The following is a 13,916-nucleotide window of genomic DNA, read 5'->3' as shown; positions in this document are numbered from 1 at the left end:
TGATATTCATAAGTACTTCGAATCTTTGTTCAGATTATCATATGTTTGAACAATGTTTTTTGCACAAATCTAAAGACATGCAGATGTAGGATCAACCAAGCCCAAAGATTTACGCAATTCCAATCCAGGGCAATGCTCAGAACCAAACGGCGGTTGTATTAAAACAAAATTTAGCAAGATCATTCCCAATATCAGAAGAGTTATTCCAACAATTATCAGGATTCTAGTTTTCATTTTTTACCCCATTCCAAAAAGATAGCAAAGTATGGAGATGGTTCCTTCTGAAGACAGATGGCAGTTCTGCAAGGTTGAAGCAATTCCAATAACATCAAAGACCAGTTTGTATGTACCATATGCTGCAAGTCCTGCAAGAATGCTGTATCGAACCTTGTTTGTAAAAAATCTCATTTTGAGTACTCCTCACACTCTATCTTTTTGCCACAGTAATGACAAAAGTTCATAACAAAAAAGTGCCTCACCCCAAGGAACAGTATTGGAATGGAGTTTGGATGGCTGTTCTCCTTTAGGTGGATTAGGTAATCTTTTACAAGAGTCTGGATTTCCTCAACTGGCTTTGCGACAAGTTTGTCGAATGTATCAAACTTTGCAAAGTTTCTAAAATTTTTTAAATGGTTGCAATAATTGTTTAGTGTCTGGCGAGACTTTATTCCATGCTCAAAGTGGAGGATTGACCTTTCTTTCATGTTTAGTATGGTAATGAATCGACTATATTCCCTTCGTGCACTAAATAATTGAATTAAATAATTGACAAAGAAACAAAAACTGTGTACTTTGACGTGGTAGTTGCAGGTGGCAGTGTTGCAGGATTACTTTGTGCAAGAGAGATTGCTACAAATGGTTTCTCAGTATTAGTTATTGAAGAAGATTACGAGATTGGAACACCAGAGCATTGTGGAGGACTAGTAAGTATTTCTGGATTAGAAGAGTTAGGAATAGTTCCTTTTAGAAAAACATTTGATCATATGATAGAATCAGCTGAGATCACCGGTCCTAATGGAAAGAGTTTTGTGATTAATTCAAAGAAGCAAAAAGTAATTGAAATCAGTAGAAGAGAATTAGATAAACAGATTGCTTTTCAAGCCCAAAAGAATGGAGCTATAATCAAAGTCAGAACTAGTTTTCAGGAAACTACTGACACTGGAATTAGAACAAATAAAGAAAATGTGGATTGCAAGATTTTTGTAGATGCAAGAGGAGTGTCATCTTTGATTCATAAAGACAGAACAGGCATTTTATCATCTGCACAATATGAAATCTATGCAGATTGGATAAAAAAAGGAAAAGTCGAAGTGATTTTTGATCAAGAAAAGTATCCAGGATTCTTTGCATGGATAATTCCATCTAATGAAGGAAAAGGAAAAGTTGGAGTCGCAGGAAAAGGAATCAATGTTGCCGAAACACTAGACAAAATTCTTGAAGAAAGGGGAAATTATTCTACAATAAGAAAGATTTTTGCGCCAATTTGGATAAAAGGTCCAATTGAAAAATTTGTAGAAAACAACATAGTGATTGTAGGAGATGCTGCAGGGCAAGCAAAGCCAACTACAGCAGGCGGAATTTTTACTAGCGGCATGGGAGGAATTTATGCAGGGCAAGCAATAGTAGAATTTCTAAAAACAAATGATAAATCAAGATTAGAAGAATATCAAACCAAGTGGACAGATAGATTTGGAAAAGAGTTTGAAAAGCAAATTTTGGCAAGAAAAATTTTAGAAAGACTAGACAACAACACTATCAACAAATTATTTGAATCGATTACACCAGAAATACTCAAAGATATTTCAGAAAAAGATGATTTTGATTTTCATACAGGTTCTATTGTAAAATTATTAGGGCTTAGAGGATCAATTAAAACAGCTCAAACTCTAATCGGCGGAGAATTCAAAAAATTACTTGGATAAAACACGCCTAAATTTCAAGGAAGGTATAAATGATGTTTACAGAAAATCGTGATATGTCATCATCAACAATATCATTACCAACATGTAGTTGTTGCCACAGACATATAATGCCTAATGATAAATGTGTAAAATTCAATTGCCCAAATTGTGGTGCAGATTTAATTTGGAGATGTCAAAGTTGCAGAGAGGCAGCAAGAAACTACACTTGTTCTTCATGTAATACACAGGGACCTTAAGAAAATGGCACAGTTACTATTTATCACAAAAATTCTCCCACAAGGAACCGATGTTAATCTTGACAAACTAGCAGAGACACTCAAAACTTCACTGCCAGAAGGGATTGTGATGAAAAGGCATGCAAAGGAACCATTAGCATTTGGTTTAGAATTTTTGAAAGCAGAATTTGTATTAGAAGACAAAGAAGGTCAAAGCGATGCCTTAGAAAATGCTGTTAAAAATATAGAGGGCGTTAGTGAATTCGAGGTCCTAAATATGAGCCGAATGTCAGTTGACATGAAATAGGTGATCTTTTGGTACGCAAAGAAGAACCTTTGCAAATGCGAATTGGAGAAGCAAAACAAAGGGATGTAGGTAAAAAACGAGCTAGAATTGGTCCTGAGGCCATGGACTTTCTCAAAGTAACTCCAGGAGATATTGTCGAAGTAATGGGTTCAAGAACCAGTTGCGCAGTAATTTGGCCAGTTGATGAAGATGAAAAATTTCCAGATATCATAAGAGTTGATGGTCAAACAAGGAAAAATGTTGGAGCATCACTTAATGACATCGTAAAGATTAGAAAGGTGACATCAAAGATTGCAAAATCAGTTTCATTAACTCCGGTAAACGACACTGTTACAGTTGACAAAGAATTTACAGATTTTGTTAAAAACAGATTGAAAGGATTGCCAATCACACATGGTGATGAAATTTCTGTAATGATTTTAGGAAATTCAATGGATTTTAAAATTACAAAAACTACACCAAAAGGAGTAGTAAAGATTGATCGCTCAACTACACTTAACATTTCAACTGAAACTGCAGTAGATAGAAAAGTCAGGGTAACATATGAAGAAGTTGGTGGACTCAGAGAAAAAGTAAAAGCAATGAGAGAGATTGTTGAGCTTCCACTAAAACATCCAGAATTATTTGCTAGATTAGGAATTGAACCTCACAGTGGAATTTTGCTTTACGGTCCACCTGGTTGTGGAAAGACTTTGCTTGCAAAAGTTTTAGCAAGCGAATCAGAAGCTAACATGTTTCCAATTAACGGTCCAGAAATTATGAACAAATACTATGGAGAAACAGAAGCAAAGTTAAGAGACATTTTCAAAGAAGCAAAAGACAACTCTCCAAGTATTATTTTCATTGATGAAATTGATGCTATTGCTCCAAAAAGAGAAGAAGCATATGGAGATGTTGAAAAAAGAGTGGTCGCACAACTTTTGGCTTTAATGGATGGTCTAAATGACAGAGGAAATGTAATTGTACTTGGTGCAACAAACAGACCAGATAGTGTTGATCCTGCACTTAGAAGACCAGGTAGATTTGATAGAGAATTTGAGATTTCAGTTCCAAACGAGGATGGAAGAATAGAGATTCTTCAAATTCACACACGAGGAATGCCGATTGATGATGATGTAGATCTAAAAGATTTGGCATCAGAATTACATGGTTACACAGGAGCAGACATCAAATCATTATGTAGAGAAGCTGCAATGAAATCAATTAGAAGGTATTTGCCAGAAATAGATCTTGAAACAGAAAAGATTCCTTCAGAAGTATTACAATCAATGAAGATAAAGTTAATTGACTTTTATGATGCAATGCACGAGGTAGTCCCCACTGCAATGAGGGAGTTCTATGTTGAACGACCTAAAGTTTGGTGGCAAGATGTTGGAGGATTAGATGAAATCAAAAAAGCACTTACAGATAATCTAATTTTAGCAATGAATGAGCCAAGCAAATTTACAAAGATGGGAATCAAACCCCCAAAAGGAGCGTTAATTTACGGTCCACCTGGTTGTGGAAAGACTTTGCTTGGCAGGGCTCTTGCAACAGAGACAGGTGCAAACATGATTTTAGTAAGAGGACCTGAAATTCTTTCAAAATGGGTTGGAGAATCTGAAAAAGCTGTAAGAGAGATTTTTAGAAAAGCAAAAGCATCATCTCCATGTGTAGTTATTTTTGATGAGTTAGATTCGCTGGCACGAAGCAAATCAGGTGAAGGCGGAGTAGGGGAGAATATACTTAGTCAATTACTTACAGAGATTGAAGAGGGAATTTCATCACGTGTTGTAGTTATCGGAATAACAAATAGACCAGATGTAGTAGATAATTCATTATTAAGAACTGGAAGATTGGATTTAGTTTTGTATGTGTCTCCTCCAGATGAAAAAGGTAGATTAGAAATTATTAAAATTTTGACAAAAAAAATGCCATTAACAAATGATGTAAAACTACAAGAGATTGCTGTTGCAACTCAAAATTACACTGGTGCAGATTTGGCTGCATTATGTAGAGAAGCAGCAGTTCAAGCCATGCAAAATAATGCAACAAAGATTTCCAGTCAAGACTTCGCAAACAGTCTAAAGCATGTTAGACCATCAATTACTAAAGAAGTAGATCAATGGTACAAATCAGTTAAGGAAAGTATATCTAACGTGGTACCAAAGACAGGGGATAAAACATTCTACGGATAAAAATGACAATACCAATTAGAAACACAGTATTTGACAAAATAAAAGAAGCAGGTTCATTAACAGATATTGAACTTTACAAAATTTTAACAAAAGAGGGTTTTGGTATGCCAGAAGACAAATTCAACAAAATACTGTTGGATTTAGAGATTCTAGGCCTCATCAAAGTTTCTTGGATTACAAAAGATGAACGCAGAATAGAAGTTTTCATAGTTAAAGAGGAAGTAGACGAAGTTGATGAACAAAATAAAGAAATGATAGAAAAAGATTATGAAGCAAGTTTTCCAGGTTTTGAAAAATAATTCCTAAAATAAAGGAATATGAAATGCTGCATCTAATGCAACTGCCACAAATATTATTGTAAGATAAGGCGCAGTAACTTTGTATGCTTTCCAAGCAAATTCAGACGTTGGAGTCTTTGTTAGTTTGTAATGATATGCCAACATCAATCCACCAGACACAACTGCAATTACAGTGTAAACAGTACCCATTCCATCAGGTATAAAAGAGAGAATTAAAGAGTAAGGTAATAGAATTATTGTGTTTCCTAAAATATACTTTGACGTTTTTTGCATTCCAATTACAACAGGCAACATTGGAACTTTGGCTTGAGCATACTCGTCTTTGATTTTCATTGCAAGACACCAAAAGTGTGAAGGGGTCCAAACAAATACAAGGAAGCCAACTAAGAATCCTAAAAGATCCATACTCCCAGTAGCTGCTGACCATCCAGCCCATGCAGCTGCACTACCGGCAATACCACCAATTACAATGTTTGAGGTGTTTAGGCGTTTGAGCCAAGCAGTGTAAATTATAACATAAGAGAAAATTCCAACTGCAATAAAGAATGCAGAGACTGCATTTAATGCAAAAAATCCGTAAATCACAGAGACACAGCTAACGGCTAAACCATATATCAAAACATGAGATGCTGCCATTCGCCCAGATGGAATAGGTCTTTTACTTGTTCGTTCCATTTTTGGATCAATGTCTTTGTCATAGTAGTGATTCAATGCACTAGATCCTGCAGAAGCCAATGCTCCTGCAATTATAATATGCAGATACGACCAGTAATCAAGTTCAGGAGTACCTGGAACTAATTTACTTGCAGCATACATGGAGGTAACTGCAGTGATCACTAGAAGAACAACTATCCTTGGTTTGGATATTTCCATTATTTCATTAAATCCCAATCTCATTCTATCCTAGTCCAAAGCCATTTAATTTCTTCGTCTATTGATCCATATGATTTCAAAAGGAATAAGTATCTCAGTCCTACCAGCTACGTTAAATGAGTAATTGGGACCTCATGATGCCAGGAATGGGACTCACATCCATAGGATTGGCGGGAATTGTCTTATCGTATGCAGGAATAGCACATACATTCATTGATGGAATGCATGCCTTGACTGGCCTGACCATGTTTGTGGGATTAATCTTCTTAGCTGCAGGAATTTTAGATGGAGGTATTTCAACCAGTAATAGAGCAAAAGCAACTGTTTTGGTAATTGCCTCTATTTCATTAGGATTTGGCGCATATGCATTTACAATGAATACTTCTGCTTATACCGTTACAATAGCTGGAATTTTGATGGGAATTGCATTTCCAGCAATCATTATAGCATATCTTGCAATGAAACATCCAGTATACTTGAAACCAGTTGGTTCCATTGTAGCAATGGCATCAGCTGCGGGAATTATTGCATGGGTTGCATTTGGATTTGTCAGTCCTGATACATACATGATTCCTCAAGAAGTTGCAGTTGAAGAACCAAGTCCCGAAGAAGTTGCACCAACAGGACCTATCTTTGCAATACAAATTCTAGAAGGCTCAGTTGAAGAAGGAAATCCAGATTATGAACCTGATGCAGCAATTGTTCAACAAGGACATGTTGTTGAATGGACAAATGCAGACTCTGTTGCACATACTGCAACTAGTGCTGCAGACTTTGGGGAAACATTTGATACCGGACTGTTAGGAGCTGGTGAATCATACACACTTGATACAACTAATTTAGAAATTGGAGAGTATGAATATTACTGTATAGTGCATCCTTGGATGGTTGCAACATTAACTATTGAAGGTGCAAAAGAACCAATCAAAGTAGTAATGCCAGAAGGGGCAGCAATTCTAGATGAAGGTCAGATCTATTATGATCCTGAAGTAATTACAGTATCTGTAGGAGACACTGTTCTGTGGGATAATGCAGATAACACAGTACATACTGTAACATCAGGTATGCCACCTACAGATGCAACAGGATTGTTTGATTCTGAGATGATGTCAGCAGGAGATAGTTTCGAATTTACATTTACAGAAGCAGGAAGTTATGATTATTACTGTACATTCCATCCATGGATGGTAGGAACTGTTAACGTAGAATAGATTTGCAGAAAATTATCTTATCAAGGTCAGATAAAAAAATTCTAACAGAACATGCTGAAAATGAAAAGCCAATTGAATCATGTGCCATATTATTTGGCAAAGATGACGCAATATCAGAGATATTTTTGACAAAAAATATTGAAGAATCTCCGGTGAATTTTACCATTTCAAATGAACAACTCATTGAAGGATACAAGATTGCAGAAGAGAAAGGAGTAGATGTAATAGGTATTTTTCACTCACACCCAAATTCAGAGGCATATCCCTCAAACACAGATAAAAAATTCATGCAGAGCAATCCTGTTGCATGGGTAATTTACTCAGGGGCAAACAAGGATTTTAGAGCATATATTCTAGAGTCAGAAATTAAAGAAATCCCAATTGAGGAAAAATAATCAAGCCTTTCTAAAAGTGGCCTTTGTTCCATCAGCCATATTCAAAACAGACTTGTCTGGAGAAATTATTTTGCCAAGAACATTCACAGGAGAGGCAGGGGTTATTTTCCCAGGTTTTCCTATTGGTGTAGGACCATAAAATAGACAGATAGCTTTTCCTGTTGGCCAATATGCAACATCATTTAATTGAACAGGCGACTTTGCGTTTTCTTCAGGTTGATGGATTGGAGATTTTGATGAATAGATTTCATCACCCCAAACATTAAGATCTACAGTAAAGGGTAATTTTTCAAGAAATTCATTTACAGTTTTTGGAGAAAGGGTGTCATCTAGTTCTAAGATTATTTGTGATGATTCTACATCAACATGAATTGTATGTTTCATAATGTTGTAAATGGTTTGACATACATAAGAATACTCAATTTAGTCTATCTCGTAATTTATGGCAATCACAGATGCAACCTTTTTGACATTTCATTCGTTTGCAATCAGAACATATGTTTTTGTCCCAATATGGTGCTGTGTTCACGTTAATACCTCTGAGTAATTTTGTATGTACCTCGTTTCATCAATATTACGATTCTTAGTAAAAATATAATCCAAATTCCCATTAGGAGAAAATAAAGTATTCCTGCACCAGAGTTTTCAGGAATTGGCGGTTCGTCAAATTCTTCAGGAGGATCAAATGGAGCAACATACGTGAGTCCCAAAAATATAGGTATTACAACGAGTATTATAATTGGAAGAACCATTTCTAGTTAATTATAGGGACTGTAATTTGTAAAAATCTTTGCAACAGAATGAAAGTAAATGTCTTTGATATCATCCTCAGTAGAGATTGCAAGTAAATTAACAATGTCAGAGGCAGTGACAATTCCCACTACAGTATCATTATCAATTACAGGTAATTTTCTAATCCCTCTTTCATGCATTAAATCAGCAGCAGATCTTACAGATTCGCCAGAACTAACAGAAAACATGGGGGAAGACATTATCTGCTTTACAGGTGTAGTGATAGGATAAGCATGAGCAACAATTTTGGCTGAAAAATCCCTGTCAGTAACAATTCCGACAGGAGTATTGTTTTCCATCACAATTATTGCACCAACCTTTGCATCTTCCATCATTTTTGCTGCATCATTTACACTCATAGATGAATCTACGGAGATTACAGATTTTGTCATAATATCTGCTATAGTCATGTTCTTCCCATCAGTCATGTTGTAGATTCATTACATCAATTCATTATTTTAGACTCTTCTAGAATATCAAGAGTGAAAATCATTAAAGATAATCATGATTTATTTTAAATTTAAAATCATAGACAGATTATTATGACAAATAAAATCTCGAGCATTCTTGTTCCACTTGATGGATCCTCAAATTCTTTTAGAGGTTTAGACATGGCAATTCACATGGCAAGAGAAAGTCATGCCACAATTACAGGCCTATATGTACTTGGAATTACAAAACCTAGAACAAATGATCCAATCTCACCTGTAGAAAAAATTCTGTTAAAACATGCACAAAAAATTATGAAAAAAGCAAAGCTAAATGCAGCTAAGAAAGGAATTTTATTTTTTGAAAGAATTTCATATGGAGATGAGGGAAAACGAATAGTGGAAATTGCTGAAAAGAAAGGGTTTGATCTTATAGTTATTGGTTCAAGGGGTATGGGAGCTGCAAAAGAGATGTTCTTGGGAAGTACATCAAATTATGTACTCCACAAATCAAAGAAACCAGTATTAATTACAAAATAATTTAATGTTTGAGGAGATGATGATTTGAAGATAGTAAAACCAAATATACAAGAGAAAACATTGCTTGTCGGATTTCCAAGTAACGGACTTGTGGGAACATTTGCAATTTCATATCTAATTCATTCCCTAAAAATGAGACAGGTTGGAGAAATTGAAATATCAGACTTGCCATCAAGTTTGTTCATAGAAAATGGAGAAATTCTTACTCCAATTAGAGTATATCAGAAGAAAAATATTTTTGTAATAATTTCAGATGTTCCGTTAAACCAATTATTAGCACAAAGTTTTGCACATGCAGTACATGAATTCTGTAAAAAAAATAGCATAAAGAAGATCATTATTGTTAGTGGCATGGAAACGGTAAATAAAGAAAAAAATGGTTCAAAGATTTTTGGGCTTATTACACATTCAGTGTTAGATAGCATACTTTACAAAAATCAAATTCCAAAATTCTTAGAGGGTTCAATATTTGGAACAGATGCTGCAATAATTTCAATTTTTAGAAAGACAAAGATTCCAGCACTTGTACTATACGCAGAGTGTCACCCATTCTTTCCGGATCCTGAAGCTTCAATTGTGGCAATAGAAACGCTAGCAAAAGTTTTAGATGTTAAAGTTGACATTAAAGATATTAAAAATAGAATTGACAAATTACGTATTCAACACAGAAAGTTAATGGAAGAAACTTTACGAACTCTGCAAAGACAACAACAAGAAAAACAAGGAAATACACCGCAAATATACAGGTAATAATATGGAAGACAGTTTTGAGATTAGAACATTATTTCCAACCATCAATTCACTAATTGACGATATTGAACACAAAATTCTATCCCCGTTATCATATCTAAAGGAATTTGACAATTATTGGTTAGTAGAGTTTGATCTTCCAATGGTCAGTAAGAAAGATATCAAGGTCACTTTTGACGGAAATACGATCAGTGTTGAAGCAAAACTCAAACAAAAGTACTCTGAAGAAAAACTGGGCAAAGTTACAAAATTTGAGTATTTTAAAAAATCAATTTCATTACCAGGTAAAATTGACATTAAGAAAACAACTGCAAAATTTCAAAAAGGCATACTAGAGATCAAAATTCCAAAAAAAGCAATTGGACGCTCCATAAAGATCAGATAATAATTAACAGATTCATTTTGAATTAAATATGCCTTTTTTTGATTAAATTTATGGAAATTCACGTATACGACACTTATGTCAAAGCAGCAGACGGTCATACCATGCACTTTGATGTAATTACTGGTGAAAAAGATCACGAAAAAGCCATAGCATATGGTAAAGAGTGGTTAAAGTCAATTGGTGAAGAGAACGCAGTGATGACACAAAATGAATGTCAATTCTGCCACTCCCAAGGCGCACCAGAGCCTGTTGAACAGGCAATTAAGGAAAACGGCTACTTTATCCAAAAAATGGAAGGCTGTCCTTAAACATTTTTTCCTTTTTCTATAAGACACATTTTTTAGATTAACAAGTATTTGTTGTGTATGAATGAACAAAAATATTCAAAGTGGACTGTAGAAGGAGATAAAAAAACAAGATGGATTTGCGGATGTTTTCAAACCGCAGACAATTATTTCAAATTCTGTGATGCACATAATGAAACTTTGAAAAAAGCAATTCAAGCTCAGATTGATGAATTAGATATGACTCTAGTTGTTGAAGAAAATTAAAGTGCGATAATTGCAACAAATGCTGAGACAAATACAATTGCAATTGTGTTTAGCAATTTGATTACAGTGTTAAGTGCTGGACCTGCAGTGTCTTTGTAAGGGTCACCAATAATATCACCAACAACTGCTACTTTGTGAACTTCAGAACCTTTTTCACCTTTCATCTCAACAAGTTTCTTAGCATTATCCCATGCACCACCAGTGTTTGCCAAGTGATATGCAAGTAGAATTCCAGTAACTACAGCACCCATTAGCAAGCCAGCTACTGCAGTTGGACCTAACAATACACCTAGAATGATTGGGGCAATGATTGCAACAATTGCAGGTTTCCAAAGTTCTCTAATAGAGGCAACAGTTGCAATGTCTACACATTTTGCATAATCAGGTTTAGATTTACCAGTAAGGATTTCTGGATCGGATTTGAATTGTCTTCTAACCTCATCAACCATCTTTCCAGCAGCACGAGATACACCATTGATTAGTTGGCCTGTGATGATAAATGGAATCAAACCACCAATTAAAAGACCTACAATAATTGCAGGGTTTGTTAAACTATAATCTAAATCTAAAACACCTTCAAAGATATGAGCTGCTTCAAACTGGAATGCCTGAATCATGGCTAACGCAGCTAATGCAGCACTTGCAATGGCAAATCCCTTTGTAACTGCTTTAGTGGTATTTCCAACTGCATCAATTTCATCTGTGACTTTACGGTTTTCCTCTCCCATTCCAGTCATCTCAACAATTCCACCTGCATTATCTGCAATTGGGCCAAATGCATCAATGCTTAGTACTATACCTGCAAGACTAAGCATCGCCATTGCAGTAAGAGAAGTTCCAAATATTCCATACAATACAGGGTCTGTGCCTTCAGGTGCAGCAGCTGCTGAAATGCTGTATGAGATGATAATTGCAACAACTAGTGCAATCATGAATGGTCCTGTTGATTGCATTCCTTTGATGATACCCATTAATGTTAATGATGCATATCCCCACTTTGCAGAATCTGCAATTTCATTTACTGGGCCATGCTTGTAACTAGTATACTGGTCTGTAATTTTTTGAATTACTGGAACCAAAATAACACCAATCACAGTAGTGCCGAATAAAGCAATTCCTGCTGTAGATTGTTCAATAAATTGTGTGATAAATACATAGTTTAATGCAATTGCAATTGCAGCTGAAACATAAAATGAACGATTAAGCGGTTTCATTACATCAGTTACTCCTTTTGAACCAACAATTACAACTCCAATGATTGATGCAATCATTCCAGATGAACCAATAAGAATTGGATAAAGGAAATAGTTTGGTGCACCAATTAATGCTGCAATTAGTAATGCTGCTAAAATTGTAACAATATAAGACTCGTAAACATCAGAGCCCATTCCTGCTGCATCTCCAACATTGTCTCCTACGTTATCTGCAATAGTTGCAGGGTTTCTAGGATCATCTTCAGGAATATTTGCCTCAACTTTTCCTACCAAGTCAGCACCCATATCAGCAGCCTTTGTGAAAATACCACCACCAATTCTAATGAATAATGCAATTAGACTTGCACCAATTCCTACACCAGCAATTGTGATTGGATCAGGGAAAATGACATATAAACCAGCAATTGCCATTAATGCCATTGCAGGTACTGCAAGCCCTACAGTTGCGCCACCTCTAAAGGCCATAGCAAATGTTTTTCCTAAACCATCACTACTTAGATGTGCAGCCCTTACTGCTGCTTTTACTGTAATTTTTAATGATATGATTCCTGCAACTGCAGATAATGCTGCACCAACTGCAAATGCAAGACCATTTGAGGGAGTAAGAAATGCTCCAATAATTACTGTTAATGCAATTGCAACAGGAATGATAATTTTCATTTCTCTTTTTAGAAATGCTGCAGCACCAACTTTAACAGCATTTGAGATATCCATCATCTCTTTTGTTCCGGAAGGTTGCTTTGAAATCCAAGCAACTAAACATCCAGCGACTAAAAATGATGCAATTCCTGCGATAAATGGCAGAATCTCAGAGATTTCCATGTTATACTCGCTTGCCCATATCTGGGAAATATAAATCAAATAGCAGAGATCTTGCTTCTTTTTCTATATGGCAAAAATGATTTACCACGTAAGCCTTGCCTTACAAGCTTGTTGAATCTCTTACCATGTGCAAGATATGGGAATCTCATATGGATCAATTCATGAACAATTGTATTTTCAAGAGTCTTCTCATCAGGAATTTTTCTCACGTTAATAAAAACTAGATTGTGCTGAAGGTAAGAAACTCCATAGTACTTGTAAGCAGATGTACGTCTTCCTTCTGTCATCTCCTTTGGCGCATCTAGAACCTCTTTCGTGGTTAATAGAATTGTAGGTTCAGAAATGGAAAATCTATTAGAGTAAATCCCAACTTTTTCTAGAATTTGCAATTTCAGTTCAGGATCAAGTTTCACATAATCCAGTCATGCAATCTGTGTTTATCTTGGAATGTCAATTGTTGTAAGAAAGTTAGTTGATTTTCATTATTCAAAATTATGAATTAATAGGGTCAGAGGTTTTAGTAGTGTAATCATAAATCATACAGCCACCGTCTCATCATACCCCGTTATTCCATTAAATCAAGTAGACTTTGTGCTTTATTTCTAATTTCTGAGGTGATTTTGACTATAACTAGACCCTCATTTGGCTGTCCATACATTACAACAGAATTTTTTGGAGCGTAAACACAAACTGGTAAAACTAAGAGGTCTTCTTCACCATTTACAAGAATCCTTACTGGAGATTCCATTGAGAATGCTTTTTTAATTAAATCAATACTTTGAGAAGTTATCTCGGATGCTGGATTATCCACTGTAATTTCAGTTGCATTTGCAAGTTTTGGGGGTTCTCTTTTTTCTCTTTTCTCAATTCCATCTACAATTTGTAAAGAAGGAATCAAATCATATTTTATCATCTTTTCAGTAGTTCTATCACCAACAGTGATGAGATACGTGTTTTCATTAAGGTGCTTGAGAATATTTTCCTTGTCAGTTTGATTTTCAGGTAAAAGTAAACCTAAAGGATTTTTCATTTGTT

22 protein-coding genes are annotated in these 13,916 nt (G+C 35.4%); 12 read left to right on the top strand and 10 right to left on the bottom strand.

What is annotated here, in order from left to right; genetic code table 11:
• Positions 1-69 precede the first annotated feature (69 nt).
• The 3 genes from NPIRD3C_RS10425 to NPIRD3C_RS04460 are packed head-to-tail and all read right to left on the bottom strand — an operon-like array spanning position 70 to position 704.
• The gene (locus NPIRD3C_RS10425) at positions 70-234 is read right to left on the bottom strand and encodes a hypothetical protein (RefSeq protein ID WP_160272857.1); all 165 of its coding nucleotides are present in this window, start codon (positions 232-234) and stop codon (positions 70-72) included.
• 3 nt (positions 235-237) lie between these two features.
• Positions 238-408 carry a hypothetical protein gene (locus NPIRD3C_RS10420; RefSeq protein WP_160272855.1) on the bottom strand — a complete coding sequence of 57 codons (171 nt, stop codon included), beginning with the start codon at positions 406-408 and terminating at the stop codon, positions 238-240.
• Entirely contained in the window at positions 405-704 is a 300-nt protein-coding gene (locus NPIRD3C_RS04460; protein WP_192827868.1) for a hypothetical protein, read from the bottom strand. The genes NPIRD3C_RS10420 and NPIRD3C_RS04460 overlap by 4 nt, the downstream gene beginning before the upstream one ends.
• A gap of 81 nt (positions 705-785) precedes the next feature.
• On the opposite strand from NPIRD3C_RS04460, the gene NPIRD3C_RS04455 reads away from it, so the two are divergent.
• Genes NPIRD3C_RS04455 through NPIRD3C_RS04435 form a run of 5 tightly spaced genes read left to right on the top strand, consistent with a single transcriptional unit; the run spans position 786 to position 4,920 of the window.
• Positions 786-1,922, top strand: a complete 1,137-nt coding sequence (locus NPIRD3C_RS04455) for an NAD(P)/FAD-dependent oxidoreductase (RefSeq protein ID WP_148703016.1) — start codon at positions 786-788, stop codon at positions 1,920-1,922.
• A 29-nt stretch (positions 1,923-1,951) separates the two neighbouring features.
• A complete protein-coding gene (locus tag NPIRD3C_RS10865) occupies positions 1,952-2,158 on the top strand; it encodes a zinc finger domain-containing protein (RefSeq protein ID WP_148703015.1) in 207 nt (68 codons plus the stop codon).
• Between the two features lie 4 nt (positions 2,159-2,162).
• A complete protein-coding gene (locus tag NPIRD3C_RS04445) occupies positions 2,163-2,444 on the top strand; it encodes an elongation factor 1-beta (RefSeq protein ID WP_148703014.1) in 282 nt (93 codons plus the stop codon).
• 8 nt (positions 2,445-2,452) lie between these two features.
• A complete protein-coding gene (locus tag NPIRD3C_RS04440) occupies positions 2,453-4,621 on the top strand; it encodes a CDC48 family AAA ATPase (RefSeq protein ID WP_148703013.1) in 2,169 nt (722 codons plus the stop codon).
• A gap of 2 nt (positions 4,622-4,623) precedes the next feature.
• On the top strand, positions 4,624-4,920 hold the full coding sequence (locus tag NPIRD3C_RS04435; protein WP_148703012.1) for a hypothetical protein: 297 nt from the start codon (positions 4,624-4,626) through the stop codon (positions 4,918-4,920).
• 3 nt (positions 4,921-4,923) lie between these two features.
• On the opposite strand, the gene NPIRD3C_RS04430 is transcribed toward NPIRD3C_RS04435, so the two are convergent.
• Positions 4,924-5,793, bottom strand: a complete 870-nt coding sequence (locus tag NPIRD3C_RS04430) for a heme o synthase (protein WP_237087729.1) — start codon at positions 5,791-5,793, stop codon at positions 4,924-4,926.
• A gap of 116 nt (positions 5,794-5,909) precedes the next feature.
• Between NPIRD3C_RS04430 and NPIRD3C_RS04425 the strand changes: the two genes are divergently transcribed.
• Entirely contained in the window at positions 5,910-7,004 is a 1,095-nt protein-coding gene (locus tag NPIRD3C_RS04425; RefSeq protein WP_148703010.1) for a plastocyanin/azurin family copper-binding protein, read from the top strand.
• 2 nt (positions 7,005-7,006) lie between these two features.
• The gene (locus tag NPIRD3C_RS04420) at positions 7,007-7,399 is read left to right on the top strand and encodes a M67 family metallopeptidase (RefSeq protein ID WP_148703009.1); all 393 of its coding nucleotides are present in this window, start codon (positions 7,007-7,009) and stop codon (positions 7,397-7,399) included.
• Here NPIRD3C_RS04420 and NPIRD3C_RS04415 read toward each other — a convergent pair whose 3' ends face one another.
• From NPIRD3C_RS04415 to NPIRD3C_RS04405, 3 genes are all read right to left on the bottom strand, one after another.
• A complete protein-coding gene (locus NPIRD3C_RS04415) occupies positions 7,400-7,783 on the bottom strand; it encodes a cyclophilin-like fold protein (RefSeq protein WP_148703008.1) in 384 nt (127 codons plus the stop codon).
• Positions 7,784-7,929: 146 nt separating this feature from the next.
• Positions 7,930-8,109 carry a hypothetical protein gene (locus NPIRD3C_RS04410; RefSeq protein WP_237087728.1) on the bottom strand — a complete coding sequence of 60 codons (180 nt, stop codon included), beginning with the start codon at positions 8,107-8,109 and terminating at the stop codon, positions 7,930-7,932.
• A 48-nt stretch (positions 8,110-8,157) separates the two neighbouring features.
• A complete protein-coding gene (locus NPIRD3C_RS04405; protein ID WP_148703006.1) occupies positions 8,158-8,619 on the bottom strand; it encodes a CBS domain-containing protein in 462 nt (153 codons plus the stop codon).
• Positions 8,620-8,733: 114 nt separating this feature from the next.
• On the opposite strand from NPIRD3C_RS04405, the gene NPIRD3C_RS04400 reads away from it, so the two are divergent.
• The 5 genes from NPIRD3C_RS04400 to NPIRD3C_RS04380 are packed head-to-tail and all read left to right on the top strand — an operon-like array spanning position 8,734 to position 10,845.
• On the top strand, positions 8,734-9,159 hold the full coding sequence (locus NPIRD3C_RS04400; RefSeq protein ID WP_148703005.1) for a universal stress protein: 426 nt from the start codon (positions 8,734-8,736) through the stop codon (positions 9,157-9,159).
• Positions 9,160-9,183: 24 nt separating this feature from the next.
• Entirely contained in the window at positions 9,184-9,909 is a 726-nt protein-coding gene (locus tag NPIRD3C_RS04395) for a proteasome assembly chaperone family protein (RefSeq protein ID WP_425338878.1), read from the top strand.
• A gap of 4 nt (positions 9,910-9,913) precedes the next feature.
• Positions 9,914-10,294, top strand: coding sequence for an Hsp20/alpha crystallin family protein (locus tag NPIRD3C_RS04390; RefSeq protein WP_148703004.1), 381 nt, complete (start codon positions 9,914-9,916; stop codon positions 10,292-10,294).
• A 50-nt stretch (positions 10,295-10,344) separates the two neighbouring features.
• Entirely contained in the window at positions 10,345-10,602 is a 258-nt protein-coding gene (locus NPIRD3C_RS04385) for a DUF2024 family protein (protein WP_148703003.1), read from the top strand.
• A gap of 57 nt (positions 10,603-10,659) precedes the next feature.
• Positions 10,660-10,845 (top strand): hypothetical protein, encoded by a 186-nt coding sequence (locus NPIRD3C_RS04380; RefSeq protein ID WP_148703002.1) that lies wholly within the window; start codon positions 10,660-10,662, stop codon positions 10,843-10,845.
• Here NPIRD3C_RS04380 and NPIRD3C_RS04375 read toward each other — a convergent pair.
• From NPIRD3C_RS04375 to NPIRD3C_RS04365, 3 genes are all read right to left on the bottom strand, one after another.
• Entirely contained in the window at positions 10,842-12,881 is a 2,040-nt protein-coding gene (locus NPIRD3C_RS04375) for a sodium-translocating pyrophosphatase (RefSeq protein WP_148703001.1), read from the bottom strand. The genes NPIRD3C_RS04380 and NPIRD3C_RS04375 overlap by 4 nt on opposite strands.
• Positions 12,882-12,916: 35 nt before the next feature.
• Complete coding sequence (locus NPIRD3C_RS04370) at positions 12,917-13,294, bottom strand: hypothetical protein (RefSeq protein WP_148703000.1); 378 nt, start codon at positions 13,292-13,294, stop codon at positions 12,917-12,919.
• A gap of 152 nt (positions 13,295-13,446) precedes the next feature.
• Positions 13,447-13,911 carry a GTP-dependent dephospho-CoA kinase family protein gene (locus NPIRD3C_RS04365; protein WP_148702999.1) on the bottom strand — a complete coding sequence of 155 codons (465 nt, stop codon included), beginning with the start codon at positions 13,909-13,911 and terminating at the stop codon, positions 13,447-13,449.
• Positions 13,912-13,916: the final 5 nt, after the last annotated feature.

The organism is Nitrosopumilus piranensis, assembly GCF_000875775.1.
In the GTDB taxonomy this organism is placed as follows: Archaea; Thermoproteota; Nitrososphaeria; order Nitrososphaerales; family Nitrosopumilaceae; genus Nitrosopumilus; species Nitrosopumilus piranensis.
This window is presented reverse-complemented; position numbering and strand designations above follow the sequence as displayed.